General features: G+C 54.4%; 12 protein-coding genes. All 12 read left to right on the forward strand.

Going from position 1 to position 18661, the window contains the following annotated elements:
* Window positions 1-232 precede the first annotated feature (232 nt).
* The 12 genes from rppH to recD all read left to right on the forward strand — a co-directional run bounded on the left by rppH (window position 233) and on the right by recD (window position 18655).
* On the forward strand, window positions 233-763 hold the full coding sequence (gene rppH / locus NA330_RS06385) for an RNA pyrophosphohydrolase (protein ID WP_000564481.1): 531 nt from the start codon (window positions 233-235) through the stop codon (window positions 761-763).
* Between the two features lie 12 nt (window positions 764-775).
* On the forward strand, window positions 776-3022 hold the full coding sequence (gene ptsP, locus NA330_RS06390; RefSeq protein WP_000957887.1) for a phosphoenolpyruvate--protein phosphotransferase: 2247 nt from the start codon (window positions 776-778) through the stop codon (window positions 3020-3022).
* Between the two features lie 215 nt (window positions 3023-3237).
* The gene (gene lgt, locus NA330_RS06395; protein ID WP_000204645.1) at window positions 3238-4113 is read left to right on the forward strand and encodes a prolipoprotein diacylglyceryl transferase; all 876 of its coding nucleotides are present in this window, start codon (window positions 3238-3240) and stop codon (window positions 4111-4113) included.
* Window positions 4114-4119: 6 nt separating this feature from the next.
* Window positions 4120-4914: a thymidylate synthase gene (thyA, locus tag NA330_RS06400; RefSeq protein WP_000816247.1), complete on the forward strand. Its 795-nt coding sequence runs from the start codon at window positions 4120-4122 to the stop codon at window positions 4912-4914.
* A 184-nt stretch (window positions 4915-5098) separates the two neighbouring features.
* Window positions 5099-5569, forward strand: a complete 471-nt coding sequence (locus NA330_RS06405; RefSeq protein ID WP_017441103.1) for a prepilin peptidase-dependent protein — start codon at window positions 5099-5101, stop codon at window positions 5567-5569.
* On the forward strand, window positions 5560-6123 hold the full coding sequence (locus NA330_RS06410; protein ID WP_000029156.1) for a prepilin peptidase-dependent protein: 564 nt from the start codon (window positions 5560-5562) through the stop codon (window positions 6121-6123). Before NA330_RS06405 ends, NA330_RS06410 begins: the two co-directional genes overlap by 10 nt.
* Window positions 6120-6527, forward strand: a complete 408-nt coding sequence (locus tag NA330_RS06415; RefSeq protein ID WP_017441104.1) for a DUF2509 family protein — start codon at window positions 6120-6122, stop codon at window positions 6525-6527. The genes NA330_RS06410 and NA330_RS06415 overlap by 4 nt, the downstream gene beginning before the upstream one ends.
* Window positions 6512-6832 (forward strand): prepilin-type N-terminal cleavage/methylation domain-containing protein, encoded by a 321-nt coding sequence (locus NA330_RS06420; RefSeq protein ID WP_000019288.1) that lies wholly within the window; start codon window positions 6512-6514, stop codon window positions 6830-6832. The genes NA330_RS06415 and NA330_RS06420 overlap by 16 nt, the downstream gene beginning before the upstream one ends.
* Before the next feature lie 15 nt (window positions 6833-6847).
* A complete protein-coding gene (gene recC, locus NA330_RS06425; protein ID WP_023241565.1) occupies window positions 6848-10219 on the forward strand; it encodes an exodeoxyribonuclease V subunit gamma in 3372 nt (1123 codons plus the stop codon).
* 177 nt (window positions 10220-10396) lie between these two features.
* Window positions 10397-13285: a pitrilysin gene (gene ptrA / locus NA330_RS06430; protein ID WP_023241564.1), complete on the forward strand. Its 2889-nt coding sequence runs from the start codon at window positions 10397-10399 to the stop codon at window positions 13283-13285.
* The gene (gene recB, locus NA330_RS06435) at window positions 13278-16823 is read left to right on the forward strand and encodes an exodeoxyribonuclease V subunit beta (protein WP_023241563.1); all 3546 of its coding nucleotides are present in this window, start codon (window positions 13278-13280) and stop codon (window positions 16821-16823) included. The genes ptrA and recB overlap by 8 nt, the downstream gene beginning before the upstream one ends.
* Window positions 16820-18655 (forward strand): exodeoxyribonuclease V subunit alpha, encoded by a 1836-nt coding sequence (gene recD, locus NA330_RS06440; RefSeq protein ID WP_023241562.1) that lies wholly within the window; start codon window positions 16820-16822, stop codon window positions 18653-18655. Before recB ends, recD begins: the two co-directional genes overlap by 4 nt.
* The last annotated feature ends 6 nt before the right edge of the window (window positions 18656-18661 follow it).

Below are 18661 nucleotides of genomic sequence, written 5' to 3' on the forward strand. Positions count from 1 at the left end.
GGAATTCAGACTGTTCTGGGTTTTCCCGTGGTAATTCCATACTTCTTCACAACTATATCCACAGAAAAGGTGAATAAAATGGCGCAAGGGCGTCATCATCTGTTTATAACTCGGCTATTTACTGTGAGTTATTCAATTGTTATTAGGCTGTGTCACTATTACAGAGTGGTTTACCGCCTCACTGGAGTATGAAACAATCGTTCATATATAAGGTTTATGTTGAGGTAGTCCGGTGATTGATGACGATGGCTACCGCCCAAATGTAGGTATCGTAATTTGTAATCGTCAGGGGCAGGTGATGTGGGCCCGGCGATTTGGTCAGCACTCCTGGCAGTTCCCGCAGGGCGGGATAAATCCAGGGGAGTCGGCAGAACAGGCGATGTACCGGGAACTGTTTGAAGAAGTTGGGTTAAGCCGTAAAGATGTGCGGATCCTTGCTTCTACTCGCAACTGGTTGCGTTACAAGTTACCAAAACGTTTGGTGCGTTGGGACACAAAGCCGGTATGTATCGGCCAGAAACAAAAGTGGTTTCTTTTGCAGTTAATGAGCGCCGACGCCGAAATCAATATGCAAACCAGCAGTACGCCGGAGTTTGACGGCTGGCGCTGGGTAAGTTACTGGTATCCGGTTCGACAAGTGGTGTCATTTAAACGCGATGTCTACCGCAGGGTAATGAAAGAGTTTGCAAGTGTTGTCATGGCGCTTCAGGATAATCCCCCTAAGCTACAAAGCGCGCCTGCTTATCGACGTAAAAGAGGTTAAGCCACGCAAATTATGCTCACTCGCCTGCGCGAAATAGTCGAAAAAGTGGCCAGTGCGCCGCGTCTGAACGAGGCGCTGAATATTCTGGTCACGGATATCTGTCTTGCGATGGATACTGAGGTTTGCTCGGTTTACCTGGCCGATCATGACCGACGCTGTTATTACCTGATGGCGACGCGGGGGTTGAAAAAACCGCGTGGTCGAACCGTTGCGCTTGCGTTTGATGAGGGGATCGTCGGTCTGGTGGGCAGACTGGCGGAACCCATTAACCTTGCCGATGCGCAAAAACATCCCAGCTTTAAATACATTCCTTCGGTAAAAGAGGAGCGTTTTCGCGCGTTTCTCGGCGTGCCGATCATTCAGCGTCGCCAACTTCTCGGCGTGCTGGTCGTACAGCAGCGCGAATTGCGCCAGTACGATGAAAGCGAAGAGTCTTTCCTCGTCACGCTCGCTACGCAGATGGCGGCTATCCTGTCACAGTCGCAGGTCACAGCGCTGTTCGGGCAATACCGGCAGACGCGAATCCGCGCGCTTCCTGCGGCGCCGGGCGTGGCTATCGCAACGGGCTGGCAAGACGCGACCATGCCGCTGATGGAACAGGTTTACGAAGCGTCTACGCTGGATACCTCTCTTGAACGCGAACGACTGACCGGCGCGCTGGAAGAGGCGGCGAACGAGTTCCGACGATACAGCAAACGCTTTGCCGCTGGCGCGCAAAAAGAGACGGCGGCCATTTTCGATCTGTACTCACACCTGCTTTCAGATGCCAGACTGCGTCGCGAACTCTTCGCCGAGGTCGACAAAGGCGCTGTTGCGGAGTGGGCCGTTAAAAAAATCATCGAAAAATTTGCCGAGCAATTTGCGGCGCTAACCGATAACTACCTCAAAGAACGTGCGGGAGACTTACGCACGCTGGGGCAGCGGCTGTTATTCCACCTTGATGATTCAGTTCAGGGGCCAAACGCCTGGCCGGAACGTTTTATTCTGGTCGCGGATGAGCTGTCGGCGACCACCCTGGCGGAGCTGCCGCAGGACAGGCTGGCGGGCGTTGTGGTGCGCGACGGCGCGGCAAACTCGCATGCGGCGATTATGGTGCGCGCGCTCGGTATCCCGACCGTCATGGGCGCTGATATCCAACCTTCGGTGCTACATCGCCGTACGTTGGTGGTGGATGGCTATCGCGGTGAATTACTGGTCGATCCTGAACCCGTGCTTATTCAGGAATATCAGCGGCTCATTAGTGAAGAGATAGAACTCAGTCGTCTGGCGGAGGACGACGTCAATCTTCCCGCCCAACTGAAAAGCGGCGAGCGAGTCAAAGTGATGCTGAATGCCGGGCTCAGTCCCGAGCATGAGGAAAAGTTAGGCAGTCGGATCGACGGTATCGGCCTGTACCGTACTGAAATTCCCTTTATGCTGCAAAGCGGGTTTCCCTCGGAAGAAGAGCAGGTGGCGCAGTATCAAGGGATGCTGCAAATGTTTAACGATAAACCGGTGACGCTGCGGACCCTGGATGTGGGAGCGGATAAGCAACTGCCCTATATGCCGATCAGCGAGGAGAACCCGTGTCTGGGCTGGCGCGGGATCCGCATTACGCTGGATCAGCCGGAGATCTTTTTGATCCAGGTCCGCGCGATGCTGCGCGCCAATGCGGCGACTGGCAACCTCAGTATTTTGCTGCCGATGGTCACCAGTATTGATGAAGTCGATGAAGCGCGACGTCTGATCGAACGCGCCGGGCGCGAGGTCGAGGAGATGATCGGCTATGCGATCCCGAAACCGCGTATCGGCATTATGCTGGAAGTACCGTCAATGGTATTTATGCTGCCGCATCTGGCTAACCGGATCGACTTTATCTCGGTCGGCACCAACGATTTAACGCAATATATCCTGGCGGTAGATCGCAACAATACCCGCGTGGCCAGTATTTATGACAGTTTGCATCCGGCTATGCTGCGCGCACTGTCCATGATTGCGCAGGAAGCCGAAAAACATGGTCTCGATCTTCGCTTGTGCGGCGAGATGGCGGGCGATCCGATGTGCGTGGCGATTCTTATCGGTCTGGGATATCGCCATCTTTCGATGAATGGCCGTTCGGTAGCGCGTGTGAAATATCTGCTGCGGCATATCGATTTTGAAGACGCGCAAACCCTTGCCAGACGCAGCCTTGAGGCGCAGATGGCGACCGAAGTGCGTCATCAGGTGGCGGCGTTTATGGAGCGCCGCGGGATGGGGGGATTGATTCGAGGAGGGTTGTAACGACTGGAGCGGGAAAAGAGAGTGACTGTGGATTCACGGCGCAGACAACACGCCTGCAAGGTGAAAGACAATGCGTATACATATCTTTTAACGGTAATCGGCATCTCGCTTTTAACCCTTGTGCTATTATTCGCACCTTTGGAGCGTCTGCAACGCGCAGGCGCGCTTATCAATCGCTATCTCTTCAGCGAAATAACAAGAAATTGTGGTGACAGATGACCAGTAGCTATCTGCATTTTCCGGACTTTGATCCGGTCATTTTCTCAATTGGGCCCGTCGCGCTTCACTGGTATGGCTTGATGTATCTGGTGGGGTTCGTTTTCGCGATGTGGTTGGCGGTGCGTCGCGCTAACCGTCCGGGAAGCGGTTGGACCAAAAACGAAGTTGAAAATTTACTCTATGCAGGTTTCCTGGGGGTCTTCCTGGGGGGACGTATTGGCTATGTCCTGTTTTATAACTTCCCTCTGTTTCTGGATAACCCGCTCTATTTATTCCGCGTCTGGGACGGCGGCATGTCCTTCCACGGCGGGCTTATCGGCGTGATACTGGTGATGATTATCTTCGCCAGGCGCACGAAGCGCTCGTTCTTTCAGGTGTCTGATTTTATTGCGCCGTTAATTCCGTTCGGCCTGGGCGCCGGGCGTCTGGGCAACTTTATCAACGGTGAATTGTGGGGGCGCGTCGATCCTGACTTCCGGTTTGCCATGCTCTTTCCTGGCTCACGCGCGGAAGATATTGCGCTGCTGCCGTCACATCCGCAATGGCAGCCTATTTTTGATACCTACGGCGTATTGCCGCGCCACCCTTCCCAGTTGTATGAGCTGGCATTAGAAGGCGTGGTGCTGTTTATCATCCTTAATCTCTTTATTCGCAAACCGCGTCCGATGGGCGCAGTCTCCGGATTATTCCTGATTGGCTATGGCGCGTTTCGTATCATTGTTGAATTCTTCCGCCAGCCGGACGCGCAATTTACCGGCGCGTGGGTACAGTACATCAGCATGGGGCAGATTCTCTCTATCCCGATGATTATCGCTGGCGCGATCATGATGGTTTGGGCATATCGCCGTCGCCCGCAGCAACACGTTTCCTGAGGAACCATGAAACAGTATTTAGAACTGATGCAAAAAGTGCTGGATGAAGGCACACAGAAAAACGACCGTACCGGCACCGGCACGCTTTCCATTTTTGGCCATCAGATGCGTTTTAACCTGCAGGAAGGCTTTCCTCTGGTGACGACAAAACGCTGCCATTTACGTTCAATTATTCACGAACTGCTATGGTTTTTGCAGGGCGATACCAACATCGCTTACCTGCACGAAAATAATGTCACCATCTGGGACGAATGGGCCGATGAGAACGGCGATTTAGGCCCGGTTTATGGTAAGCAGTGGCGTGCATGGCCAACACCGGATGGCCGCCATATCGATCAGATCGCCACGGTCTTAAGCCAGCTTAAAAACGACCCGGACTCTCGTCGTATTATCGTTTCTGCGTGGAACGTCGGCGAGCTGGATAAGATGGCGTTGGCGCCGTGTCACGCCTTTTTCCAGTTTTATGTCGCAGATGGAAAACTCTCCTGTCAGCTTTATCAGCGCTCCTGCGATGTGTTCCTCGGTCTGCCGTTCAACATTGCCAGCTACGCGTTACTGGTGCATATGATGGCGCAACAGTGCGACCTGGACGTCGGCGATTTTGTCTGGACCGGCGGCGACACGCACCTGTACAGCAACCATATGGAGCAGACGCACCTGCAATTAAGCCGTGAACCGCGCGCGCTGCCGAAGTTGGTCATTAAGCGTAAACCCGATTCGCTTTTTGACTACCGGTTCGATGATTTCGAAATTGAAGGCTATGATCCGCACCCCGGTATTAAAGCGCCGGTCGCTATCTAAGCGCTGACGATCCTGCCATAACCGACGTCATCGCGCGTCGGTTTTTTTTACCCTTCGTCTCAATCTTCGGCGCGGATTCCTGAAATTTTGCAACGCGCTGCAAGACATGAACTTTTTTCCGTAACGCGCCGAACAATCTGTATTTGGCGCTCGTTATTTTTCTTCCGCCCGCCATACTGCCGACATGAAAAAACAACAGGGCTATACGCTCATTGAAACGGTGGTCGCGATGTCGCTCATTATCATTCTCAGCGCCACAGGACTTTATGGCTGGCAACGCTGGCAGCAGCAACAGCGCCTGTGGCAAACCGCATGTCAGGTGCGGGATTACCTGCTGCAACTTCGTGAGGACGCTCACTGGCATAACCGCGATCATATTCTTCGCGTGGTCAGCGAAGGCGGTTCATGGTGCTTTGTCAGCTCTGTTGCTACGCAAACATCGTGTACGCCATCTTCCCCCTTTGTGTTTACGCCCGACTGGCGTGATGTCGTCCTTGCCGATATCACGCCGTCGTTAGCCTTCTTTGGCCTGCGCAATACGGCATGGGCAGGGCACATCGTACTGAAAAACGCTGCCGGAGAGTGGCGTCTGGTCGTCTCCTCCTGGGGGCGAATCAGGCTATGCGAGCATAATGAGGCCGCCACGTGTCAATAACCACGCGGGGGTTCTCGCTACTGGAGGTTGTGCTGGCGATGGCGATAGGTTCCATTTTACTGCTTGGGTCCGCACGATTTTTACCGGCGCTACAGCGTGAGATCTGGCACAACACGCGACAGTTATCGCTGGAAGATGAAATCTGGCAGCGCACCTATACCGTAGCGAAGCATCTTCAACGTGCGGGTTACTGCCATGGCCACTGTACTGGCGAAGGGTTACATCTTGCTGAACAGGGGCAATGCGTCATCGTTCAGTGGGACGGGAATAATAACGGTGTCTGGGATACCATACCGGCGAAAGAGGCCGACCAGACCGGGTTCCGTATGAAGGATAACGTTCTGGAGACATTACGCGGAGCAACATCTTGCCAGGGTAAGGGATGGGAAAAAATGACCGATCCCAATACGGTACTCATCACGGCGTTTACCGTTGAGCGCCGGGATATAACGGGATTCTCGCCAGTGCTCATGCTGCATCTGCGCGGCGCCAGCAAAGCCGAGCCTCAGACGGTTATTGACGCGCAATACAGCGTAACGGGATTTAATCTGTGAATCGGGAACGTGGCGCTTCTTCGCTAATACTGGCGCTTTTAATACTGATTCTGGGTAGTCTGCTACTGCAAGGCGTAAATCAGCAGCAGGCCGGCTATGCCGCCCGCGTAACGACGCAGAGCCTGGCGATACAACGCCAGGCGCTCGTACAGTCGGCGCTGGAATGGGGGCGGGGGCAGCTATGGTCAGGCGTAACCGAAATGGAATGTCGGCGCTATTCCCCTTCAGGAGCGAGGGTCTGTTTGCGGAGATTATCGGGGGATGAGGTGGTGATGGCGGCGCAAGATGACGGCATGACGTTATGGCGTTTGGGCAACGTCATTCAGGGAAGCATTGTCTTTTCTCCCCACGGCTGGAGCGATTTTTGTCCGTTAAAAGAGGTGGCGTTATGTCGCATCCCCTGAATTTACAACGCGGGTTTAGCCTCCCGGAAGTTTTAGTGGCGATGGTTCTAATGGTAATGATCGTCACCGCGCTGTCAGGCTATCAGCGGGTATTAATGCACAGTTTTGCATTACGACACCAGTATCTCCAGATCTGGCGGCAGGCGTGGCAGCAAACGGCGCTGTATCCATTTTCGCCTGCTGACGGCTGGAAGGCCAACCGGATGCAGACAACGCAATCGGGATGTGTCAGCATCAGCGTCACGATGGTTTCACCCTCTGGCAGGCAGGGGCAGATGACGCGCTTGCATTGTCCAAATCGTTAATCGTCAGGAGTAATTATGTTAAGGGTCTACCACTCCAATCGTCTGGATGTGCTGGAAGCGTTGATGGAGTTCATCGTCGAACGCGAGCGGCTGGATGATCCCTTTGAACCAGAAATGATTCTGGTACAAAGCACGGGTATGGCGCAGTGGCTGCAGATGACCCTTTCACAAAAGTTTGGTATTGCGGCGAATATCGCTTTTCCGTTACCGGCGAGTTTTATCTGGGAGATGTTTGTCCGCGTGTTGCCGGATATCCCCAAAGAAAGCGCTTTCAGCAAACAAAGCATGAGCTGGAAACTGATGACCTTGCTGCCGCAGTTGCTGGATAAGGATGAGTTTGTACTGCTGCGCCATTATCTGACCGACGACACCGATAAACGCAAACTCTTTCAGCTTTCCGCGCGCGCCGCCGACCTGTTCGATCAGTATCTGGTTTATCGGCCTGACTGGCTTACGCAGTGGGAAGCAGGAAAAACCGTGGAAGGTCTGGGGGAGGCGCAAAACTGGCAGGCGCCGCTGTGGAAAGCATTGGTGGAATATACCGCCGCGCTGGGGCAGCCACGCTGGCATCGCGCCAATCTCTACCAACGCTTTATTCAGACGCTGGAAAGCGCGACTGCCTGCCCGCCAGGGTTGCCATCCCGCGTTTTTATTTGCGGTATTTCCGCGTTACCGCCAGTGTATCTCAGAGCATTGCAGGCGTTGGGTAAACATATTGAAATCCATCTCCTTTTTACTAATCCGTGTCGGTATTACTGGGGGGATATTAAAGACCCAGCCTGGCTGGCAAAACTCATGGCTCGCCAGCGTCGTCACACTTTTGAAGACCGTCATTTACCGTTGTTCCGTGAAAACCAGAATCCGGAAGCCTTATTTAACAGCGACGGCGAACAGGATATCGGTAATCCGCTACTGGCCTCATGGGGAAAACTGGGACGGGATTATATCTACCTGCTATCTGAACTGGAAAACAGCCAGGAGCTGGATGCGTTTGTTGATATTACGCCAGATAATCTTTTGCATCGGATTCAGGCGGATATCCTTGAACTGGAAAGCCATGCGGTGGCGGGCGTAAATCTTGAGGAGTATTCGCGCAGCGACAATAAGCGTCTGCTCGATCCCGAGGATAACAGCCTCTCTTTTCACGTTTGTCACAGCCCGCAGCGCGAGGTGGAAATACTGCACGATCGCCTGCTGGCGATGCTGGAAGCCGATCCGACGCTAACGCCGCGCGACATTATCGTTATGGTGGCTGATATTGACAGCTATAGCCCGTTTATCCAGGCGGTATTTGGTAGCGCGCCAACGGAGCGCTATCTGCCTTATGCCATTTCCGATCGGCGGGCGCGTCAGTCACATCCGGTGTTACAGGCATTTATCAGCCTACTTTCGTTACCGGACAGCCGCTTTGTCTCCGAGGATGTTCTGGCGTTGTTAGACGTACCGGTATTGGCTGCCCGCTTTACGATCAACGAAGAAGGGTTGCGTTATTTGCGCTTGTGGGTCAATGAGTCAGGCATTCGCTGGGGAATTGACGATGACAACGTACGCGAGCTGGAACTTCCTGCCACGGGGCAGCATACGTGGCAATTTGGCCTGACGCGTATGCTGCTGGGGTATGCCATGGAAAGCGCCCAGGGCGAGTGGCAGTCGGTTCTGCCTTATGACGAATCCAGCGGTCTGATTGCTGAGCTGGTCGGGCATCTGGCTTCGCTGCTGATGCAGCTTAATATCTGGCGGCGCGGTCTGGCGCAGGAGCGACCGCTGGAAGAGTGGTTGCCCGTTTGTCGCGATATGCTCAATGATTTCTTCCTGCCCGATGCGGACACGGAAGCGGCAATGACATTGATTGAACAGCAGTGGCAGGCCATTATCGCCGAAGGCGTCGCGGCGGAATATGGCGACGCGGTACCGATTTCGCTACTGCGGGATGAACTGGCGCAGCGTCTGGATCAGGAACGTATTAGCCAGCGCTTCCTGGCGGGCCCCATCAATATTTGTACGCTGATGCCGATGCGTTCCATTCCGTTCAGAGTCGTTTGCCTGCTGGGAATGAACGACGGCGTATACCCGCGCCAGCTTGCGCCGTTGGGCTTTGACCTGATGAGCCAAAAACCCATGCGCGGGGATCGTAGCCGTCGCGACGATGACCGCTACCTGTTTCTGGAAGCGTTAATCTCGGCGCAGCAGACGCTGTATATCAGCTACATCGGTCGCTCCATCCAGGATAATAGCGAACGCTTTCCCTCTGTACTGGTGCAAGAATTGGTGGATTACATCGGGCAAAGCCACTATTTGCCGGGCGACGAAACGCTGACCTGTGATGAGAGCGAAGCACGAGTCAAAGCGCATATTACGCGTCTGCATACCCGTATGCCTTTTGATGCGCAAAATTACCAACCCGGCGAACAGCAAAGTTATGCCAGAGAGTGGTTGCCTGCGGCGAGTCAGTCGGGAAAAGCGCATTCTGACTTTGTGCAGCCGCTTCCTTTTACGATGCCGGAAACATTGACTCTGGAAAGTCTGCAGCGTTTTTGGGCCCATCCGGTACGCGCATTTTTTCAGTTGCGGCTTCAGGTTAATTTCCGCTCGGAAGAGAGTGAGATTCCTGATGCGGAACCGTTTGAATTAGAGGGATTGACGCGATATCAACTTAACCAACAGTTGCTCAATACGCTGGTTGAAGAAGACGACGCCGAACGCTTGTTCCGCCGTTTCCGGGCTGCGGGAGAGTTGCCTTACGGCGCGTTTGGCGAAATATTCTGGGATGCGCAATGTCAGGAGATGCAGCAACTGGCAAGCCGGGTCATCGCCTGTCGTAAGCCGAGCCAAAGCCTGGAAGTGGATCTGCTTTGCAATGGCGTTCAGCTAACCGGCTGGCTACCGCAGGTACAGGAGGATGGATTATTGCGCTGGCGTCCCGCTTTAATCAGCGTTGCGCAAGGTGTGCAACTTTGGCTGGAACACCTTGTCTATTGTGCCAGCGGCGGGAGTGGCGAAAGTCGCCTGTTTTTGCGCAAAGAGGGAGAATGGCGATTTCCGCCTCTTGATAAAACGCAGGCAATGGCTTACCTGGCGCAACTGATTGAAGGCTACCGGGAAGGCATGTCTTCTCCGCTATTGGTACTGCCGGAAAGCGGCGGCGCATGGATAAAAGCCTGTTATGACGCTGAAAATGATGTCATGTTAGACGACGATGACACCTTACAGAAGGCCAGAACAAAGTTTTTACAGGCTTATGAAGGCAACATGATGGTGAGCGGCGAAGGCGAAGATATCTGGTATCAACGTCTTTGGCGTCAGCTGGAATCGGAAACGTTGCAGGCTATCATTGCGCAGTCCCGGCATTACCTGTTACCGCTGTTTCGTTTTAATCAGTCTCGTTGATTGTATGAAAATCGCGCAATTAAAAGGCTTCGACTATGATGCGCTCTTCGTCACGGACTGATTACTGATAAAAAGATGCTGCCTGGTTCAGCACAATAATATCCCGTTCCGCTCAGGTCGATGGTTTACGTGACCATACAGATGAGTGGGAATGAAAGTTAATGATGAGGTCCGTGAATGCCCCGCAGCACCTGGTTCAAAGCGTTATTGTTATTGGTCGCCCTCTGGGGGCCTGCAGTTCAGGCGGATATCGGTTGGCAACCGCTGCAAGAAACTATCCGTAAAAGCGATAAAGATACCCGGCAGTATCAGGCGATACGTCTTGATAATGACATGGTGGTGTTGCTGGTATCCGATCCGCAGGCTGTAAAGTCACTTTCTGCGTTAGTGGTGCCCGTTGGATCGCTTGAAGATCCTGAGGCTCATCAGGGGCTTGCTCATTATCTTGAGCATATGTGCCTGATGGGGTCAAAAAAATATCCGCAGGCGGATAGCCTTGCCGAATACCTTAAAAGACATGGCGGTAGCCACAACGCCAGCACCGCGCCTTATCGAACAGCCTTCTACCTGGAGGTTGAAAACGACGCGCTTCCAGGCGCCGTAGATCGCCTGGCCGACGCCATTGCCGCGCCATTGCTCGATAAAAAATACGCCGAACGCGAACGAAACGCGGTGAATGCCGAGCTGACGATGGCGCGCACCCGCGACGGTATGCGTATGGCGCAGGTAAGCGCCGAAACCATTAACCCGGCGCATCCAGGCTCGCACTTTTCTGGCGGCAATCTGGAAACGCTAAGCGATAAGCCGGGAAATCCGGTGCAACAGGCGTTGATCGCTTTTCATGAAAAATACTATTCATCTAATCTGATGAAGGCGGTGATTTACAGTAATAAACCCTTGCCGGAACTGGCGAGTATTGCCGCCGCAACCTATGGTCGCGTGCCGAATAAACAGATTAAAAAACCGGAAATTACCGTACCTGTCATCACCGAGGCGCAGAAGGGCATCATTATTCATTACGTGCCGGCACTACCGCGTAAAGTGCTGCGCGTGGAGTTTCGTATTGATAACAATAGCGCGCAGTTCCGTAGCAAGACCGATGAACTGGTCTCTTATCTGATTGGCAATCGTAGCCCGGGGACGCTCTCTGACTGGCTGCAAAAACAAGGACTGGTCGAAGGTATTAGCGCGGATTCCGATCCGATTGTTAATGGTAACAGCGGCGTATTTGCCATTTCGGCAACGCTGACTGATAAAGGTTTGGCCAATCGTGATGAAGTCGTCGCAGCTATCTTTAGCTATCTCAACACGTTACGTGAAAAAGGGATAGATAAACGTTACTTTGACGAGCTGGCGCATGTGCTGGATCTCGACTTCCGCTATCCGTCGATTACCCGCGATATGGACTATGTCGAATGGCTGGCGGACACTATGATCCGCGTCCCGGTAGCGCATACGCTGGATGCGGCGAATATCGCCGATCGTTACGATCCTGCCGCTATCAAAAATCGCCTGGCGATGATGACGCCGCAGAATGCGCGCATCTGGTACATCAGTCCCCAGGAACCCCATAATAAGATTGCGTATTTTGTGGATGCGCCTTATCAGGTCGATAAGATTAGCGAACAGACGTTTAAAAACTGGCAGAAAAAAGCACAGGGCATTGCGTTGTCGCTGCCGGAGTTAAACCCCTATATTCCTGATGATTTTACGCTTGTTAAGAATGACAAAAACTACGTGCGGCCAGAACTGATTGTCGATAAAGCGGATTTGCGCGTGGTTTATGCGCCGAGTCGTTATTTCGCCAGCGAGCCAAAAGCTGACGTGAGCGTGGTATTGCGTAACCCGCAGGCGATGGACAGCGCCCGCAATCAGGTACTGTTCGCCCTTAATGATTATCTGGCGGGAATGGCGCTCGATCAGCTCAGCAACCAGGCGGCAGTGGGCGGCATTAGCTTTTCTACTAACGCCAACAATGGTCTGATGGTCACTGCGAACGGTTATACCCAGCGTTTGCCGCAGCTTTTCCTGGCGTTGCTGGAAGGATATTTTAGCTACGACGCCACGGAGGAACAGCTGGCGCAAGCGAAATCCTGGTATACGCAGATGATGGATTCTGCGGAGAAGGGAAAAGCCTACGAACAGGCGATTATGCCAGTGCAGATGATTTCGCAGGTGCCTTATTTTTCCCGTGATGAACGTCGCGCTTTGCTGCCGTCCATTACGTTAAAAGAGGTGATGGCCTATCGTAATGCGTTAAAAACGGGCGCTCGTCCGGAATTTCTGGTTATAGGAAATATGAGCGAAGCCCAGGCGACCTCTCTGGCGCAAGATGTTCAAAAACAGCTCGCGGCGAACGGATCGGCGTGGTGTCGTAACAAAGACGTGGTGGTTGAGAAAAAGCAGTCCGTAATATTTGAAAAAGCGGGCAGTAGCACCGACTCTGCGTTAGCCGCGGTCTTTGTCCCGGTCGGCTACGACGAGTACGTCAGCGCCGCCTACAGCGCGATGTTAGGTCAGATTGTTCAACCGTGGTTTTACAATCAGCTACGAACCGAAGAGCAACTGGGATACGCCGTTTTCGCCTTTCCGATGAGCGTTGGCCGTCAGTGGGGAATGGGATTCCTGCTACAGAGCAACGATAAACAGCCCTCTTACCTGTGGCAACGCTATCAGGCATTTTTCCCTGACGCCGAGGCGAAGCTGAGGGCGATGAAGCCGGAAGAGTTCGCCCAAATTCAGCAGGCGATCATTACGCAAATGCGCCAGGCGCCGCAAACGTTGGGCGAAGAAGCATCCCGTTTAAGCAAGGATTTCGATCGGGGTAATATGCGCTTTGACTCGCGTGATAAAATCATCGCTCAGATAAAATTGCTGACGCCACAAAAGCTTGCTGACTTCTTCCACCTGGCGGTGGTGGAACCACAAGGTATGGCAATATTGTCACAGATTGCTGGTAGCCAGAATGGAAAAGCAGAATACGTGCATCCGACAGGCTGGAAAGTGTGGGATAACGTCAGCGCATTGCAGCAAACGTTACCTCTAATGAGCGAAAAGAATGAATGATGTCGCCGAGACTCTTGATCCTCTACGCTTGCCCCTGACAGGCGAGCGTCTGATTGAAGCATCAGCGGGCACAGGCAAAACGTTTACTATCGCGGCGCTGTATCTGCGGTTATTGCTCGGTTTAGGCGGCAGTGCCGCATTTCCCCGTCCGTTGACCGTTGAAGAACTGCTGGTGGTAACCTTTACGGAGGCCGCCACTGAAGAGCTGCGTGGGCGAATCCGCAGTAATATCCATGAGTTGCGCATCGCCTGTCTGCGGGAAAGCACGGATAATCCGCTGTATGCCCGCTTGCTGGAAGAAATTAGCGACAAAAAGCAGGCCGCGCAGTGGTTATTACTGGCGGAACGACAAATGGACGAGGCCGCGGTCTTTACCATCCACGGTTTTTGCCAGCGTATGCTCAGCCTGAACGCTTTCGAATCCGGTATGTTGTTTGAGCAACAGCTTATTGAAGACGAATCTTTGTTGCGTTATCAGGCCTGCGCCGATTTCTGGCGGCGTCATTGCTATCCGCTGCCGCGCGACATCGCGCAGGTGGTGTTTGACGTGTGGAAGGGGCCGAAGGCGCTCTTAAAAGATATCGATCGTTATCTGCAGGGCGAAGCGCCGGTCATTAAAGCGCCGCCATCGCAGGAGGAGACGCTGGCATCGCGTCATGAACAGATCCTGGCGCGCATCAACCAGGTGAAGCAGCAGTGGTGTGAGGCGGTTAGCGAGCTGGACGCGCTGATCGAATCATCCGGCATCGATCGCAGAAAGTTCAACCGCGGCAATCAGGCGAAATGGATCGAAAAGATCACCGCGTGGGCGCAAGAAGAGACGAAAAACTATCAATTACCCGAGGCGTTGGGAAAATTTTCACAACGTTTTTTAGCTGAGCGCACCAAAGCTGGCGGCGTGACGCCCCAGCACCCATTGTTTGTCGCCATCGATAACCTGTTGGGCGAACCGCTATCGATTAAAGATCTGGTTCTTACCCGAGCGCTCTCAGAGATCCGTGAAACGGTGGCTCAGGAAAAACGCCGGCGCGGCGAGCTGGGGTTTGACGATATGCTCAGCCGTTTAGATACCGCGCTGCGTAGTGAAAGCGGCGAGGCGCTGGCTGCGGCGATTCGTACCCGTTTTCCGGTGGCGATGATCGATGAATTTCAGGATACCGACCCACAACAGTACCGTATTTTTCGCCGTATCTGGCGACATCAACCCGATACGGCGCTATTGCTGATTGGCGATCCTAAACAGGCGATTTATGCGTTTCGTGGCGCGGATATCTTTACCTACATGAAGGCTCGCAGCGAAGTGAGCGCGCACTATACGCTTGACACTAACTGGCGCTCCGCGCCGGGGATGGTGAATAGCGTTAACAAGCTGTTCAGTCAGATGAACGACGCCTTTATGTTCCGCGATATTCCCTTCAGTCCGGTAAAGTTTGCGCCCAGAAACCAGTCGCTGCAATTTAAAGTGAATGACGCGCCTCAACCGGCGATGACCCTGTGGCTAATGGAGGGAGAAAGCTGCGGTTCGGGCGATTATCAAAGTTATATGGCGCAGGTGTGCGCCACACAAATTCGCGACTGGCTGCGCGCCGGGCAAACGGGTGACGCGCTGCTGACGAACGGCGATTCGTCGCGGCCCGTTCGCGCCTCGGATATCAGCGTGCTGGTGCGCAGCAGGCGGGAAGCCGCGCTGATACGGGATGCGCTGACCTTACTGGCGATCCCCTCCGTCTATCTTTCTAACCGCGACAGCGTATTCGAAACGCTCGAAGCGCAGGAGATGCTGTGGGTGTTGCAGGCGGTGATGGCGCCCGAACGTGAGAATACGCTGCGTAGCGCTCTGGCGACATCAATGATGGGCCTTACCGCGCTGGATATCGAAACGCTTAACAATGATGAAAATGCGTGGGATGCGGTTGTCGAAGAGTTTGATGGCTACCGACAGATTTGGCATAAACGCGGCGTGATGCCTATGCTGCGCGCGCTAATGTCGGCGCGCAATATTGCTGAAAACCTGCTGGCGACGGCGGGAGGCGAACGTCGGCTGACGGATATTCTGCATATTAGCGAACTGTTACAGGAAGCCGGTTCGCAGCTGGAAAGCGAACATGCGCTGGTGCGTTGGCTGGCGCAACATATCCTTGAACCCGATAGCAATGCTTCCAGCCAGCAACTACGTCTGGAAAGCGATAAGCATCTGGTGCAAATCGTCACCATTCATAAATCGAAAGGTCTGGAATACCCGCTGGTCTGGTTACCTTTTATCACCCATTTCCGCGTGCAGGACCAGGCTTTTTATCACGACAGGCACTCCTACGAGGCAGTGCTGGACCTTAGTCACGCCGAAGAGAGCATAGCACTGGCGGAAGCCGAACGCCTGGCGGAAGACCTGCGCCTACTTTATGTCGCGCTGACCCGTGCAGTGTGGCATTGCAGCCTCGGCGTCGCGCCGCTGGTGCGGCGTCGCAGTGATAAGAAAGGCGAGACGGATGTGCACCAAAGCGCGCTTGGGCGACTCCTGCAAAAAGGCGAACCGATGGATGCCGCAGGCCTTCGCGCCTGTATTGAGGCGCTATGCGACGAGGATATCGTGTGTCGAACGCCAGGCAATACGGATAACGACCGCTGGCAAATTGCCGCTGCATCGCACGCGGAACTCAGCGCCAGAACGCTGCAACGCCTGCTTTATGATAGCTGGCGCGTCACCAGTTATTCCGGTTTGCAGCAGCGGGGACATAGCGTGGCGCAAGATCTTATTCCTCGTCTCGACATTGACGCCGCAGGCGTTGGCGAAGCGGCGGAAGCGCCGGCAATGACGCCGCATCACTTTCCTCGCGGGGCATCGCCGGGAACATTTTTGCACAGCCTGTTTGAAGAGCTTGATTTTACTCAACCGATAAACCCCCAATGGGTACAGGAAAAACTGGAGCTGAGTGGTTTTGAAACGCGATGGCAGCCCGTACTTACCCGCTGGCTGGACACCGTGTTGCACGTTCCCCTTAACGAGACGGGCGTTAGTCTGAGCGTGCTGACCGGGCGTGAAAAACAGGTCGAAATGGAGTTTTATCTGCCGATTGCCCAGCCGCTTACCGCCGGAGAGCTGGATGCGTTGATTCGTCGATACGACTCGCTTTCAGCAGGTTGCCCTGCGCTGGATTTCATGCAGGTTCGCGGCATGTTAAAGGGCTTTATCGACCTGGTGTTCCGTTATGAAGGGCGCTATTACCTGCTCGACTATAAATCTAACTGGCTGGGCGAGGATAGCGCCGCTTATACCCAGACGGCGATGGCTGCGGCGATGCAGGCGCATCGCTATGATTTGCAGTACCAGCTTTATACGTTGGCATTGCACCGTTACCTTCGTCATCGAATGGCGAATTACGACTATGAACGCCATTTCGGCGGCGTCATCTATCTCTTTTTACGCGGGGTGGATAGCGAACGTCCGCAGCAGGGTATTTTTACCACTCGTCCTGCGGCGGCGTTAATTAACCAACTGGATGATATGTTTGCAGGTGAAATGAGTGAGGAGGCGCAATGACAATCCAGGAGCGGTTGCTGGAGGCCGTTGAACAAAAACTCTTACGGCCCATTGATGCCCAGTTTGCTTTAACCGTCGCCGGTAACGACGATCCCGCCGTGACGCTGGCGGCAGCGCTGCTTAGTCATGACGCAGGTGAAGGTCACGTGTGTCTGCCGTTGTCGCGTTTAACGTTAACGGAGGAGGCGCATCCCTTACTGGTCGCCTGGATAAGCGAAACGCCTACGCCAATCGACTGGAAAAAGCGGTTACTGGCGTCTGCGGCGGTTAGCTGCGGCGATAGCCCCGCGCCGTTAATTCTGTGCGGCGATCGCCTCTACCTGAATCGCATGTGGTGCAACGAGCGTACGGTTGCGCGCTTTTTTAACGAGGTTAACCAGGCCATCGCCGTAGATGAAGCGCAGTTATCCCGTATTCTGGACGCGCTTTTCCCTCCGACTGACGAGGTGAACTGGCAAAAGGTGGCCGCCGCCGTAGCGCTAACTCGCCGTATCTCCGTGATTTCAGGCGGTCCCGGCACCGGTAAAACCACCACCGTCGCGAAGCTGCTGGCGGCATTAATTCAAATGGCGGATGGCGAACGTTGCCGTATCCGGCTGGCGGCGCCGACCGGGAAAGCGGCCGCACGCCTGACGGAGTCGCTTGGCGCGGCGTTGCGTCAGCTTCCTCTTACCGATGCGCAGAAAAAGCGTATACCGGAGGACGCCAGTACGCTGCACCGACTGCTGGGCGCACAGCCCGGCAGCCAGCGATTACGCCATCATGCGGGCAACCCGTTGCATCTGGACGTGCTGGTGGTCGATGAAGCATCAATGATTGATTTGCCGATGATGTCACGTTTGATTGACGCTCTGCCGCCGCACGGGCGGGTCATTTTTCTTGGCGATCGCGATCAGTTGGCATCCGTTGAGGCGGGCGCTGTGTTGGGCGATATTTGCGCCTATGTCAACGCAGGGTTTACGGCGGAACGCGCCCGACAGCTAAGTCGACTAACAGGGAGCGCTATTCCGGCGGGGGCCGGAACGCAAGCCGCGTCTTTACGCGATAGCCTCTGTTTGTTGCAAAAGAGCTACCGTTTCGGCAGCGATTCTGGCATCGGCAAGCTGGCGGCGGCGATTAACTGCGGCGACAGGTCGGCAATCCAGGCGGTTTTTCAGCAGGGGTTTAGCGATATAGAGAAGCGTACATTGCAAAGCAGCGACGATTATGCCGGGATGCTGGATGAAGCGCTGGCGGGCTATGGTCGCTACCTGCGGTTGCTGCATGAGAAAGCGACGCCGGAGGCAATCCTTCAGGCTTTCAATGAGTATCAACTGCTTTGCGCGCTGCGCGAAGGCCCATTTGGCGTGAGGGGATTGAATGACCGCATTGAGCAGGCGATGGTGCAGCAACGAAAAATTCAGCGGCACCCGCATTCTCGCTGGTATGAAGGGCGTCCGGTAATGATTGCGCGCAACGATAGCGCGTTGGGGCTATTTAACGGCGATATTGGTATTGCGCTCGATCGCGGGCAGGGGTTACGCGTCTGGTTTGTGATGCCGGACGGCACGATCAAGTCCGTTCAGCCCAGCCGTCTGCCGGAACATGATACAACCTGGGCGATGACGGTACATAAATCACAGGGGTCTGAATTTGATCACGCCGCGCTGATTTTACCCAGCCAGCGTTCGCCGGTCGTGACGCGGGAGCTGGTGTATACCGCTGTTACGCGAGCGCGGCGGCGGTTATCGCTGTATGCCGATGAACGGATCCTTGCAGGCGCGATTGTGACGCGTACGGAGCGGCGCAGCGGGCTAGCCACCTTATTTGATGAAGTCAGTCGTACCGGATAAGACGAG

The sequence above is a fragment of the Salmonella sp. NW722 genome (genome assembly GCF_051702785.1).
In the GTDB taxonomy this organism is placed as follows: Bacteria; Pseudomonadota; Gammaproteobacteria; order Enterobacterales; family Enterobacteriaceae; genus Salmonella; species Salmonella enterica.